Raw genomic sequence first — 635 nt, forward strand, 5'->3', positions numbered from 1 at the left:
GAAAGTTGACAACCGCCTCTTAAACCAATCCTCCGGCATCCAGAGCCAAGGAAGCATCCACATCAGCGCTGCGCAACTCACCAACGAAAAGACCGTCTTTGAAACCGGCTGGACCACAAAAACCGAAAAACACTCCACCCCCATCACCCCCCTCCCCAAACCCGACTACTACAGCGCCACCCGCCAATTCACCCGGGAAATCAAAACCGGCGCCATCCTGCAAGAAACCGCCGCCGCCCAAATCCTGGCCGGAAAAGACATCACCCTGGACGCTGCCGTCGTCAACCGCTACAGCACCATCGCCGCCCGGGGAGATTTGACCATCAAAGGCCCCTCCTTTGAAAACTACGGCTATCAGGGAACCCGCATCACCACCGACACCGGCACAGACACCCACCGCTACAAATGGAGAAAACACAGAACCTTTCACCACAACTGCACCTGGCGCTACGGCACCACCCCGATAGACTATACCCCTCCCGCCACCGTAGAAAACACAGAAAGCAGCCGCAAAGGCATCGTCAGCGCCGGCGGTAAAGTCAGCCTTCAATCCGGCACAAAAAAGAACATCACCCTGGACGCCGACCAAAAGGCCATCCAAAAGCAGCCCGAGACCGTACTGGACCCCGCCGTAA

Annotated in this window: 1 protein-coding gene; it reads left to right on the forward strand. The window is 57.5% G+C overall.

Annotated features, from left to right (window positions below; genetic code table 11):
* A partial coding sequence (locus ALO_RS14000; protein ID WP_004096902.1) for a hypothetical protein occupies positions 1–635 on the forward strand: 635 nt, incomplete at both ends.

It is taken from the genome of Acetonema longum DSM 6540, from assembly GCF_000219125.1.
Classification (GTDB): domain Bacteria; phylum Bacillota; class Negativicutes; order Sporomusales; family Acetonemataceae; genus Acetonema; species Acetonema longum.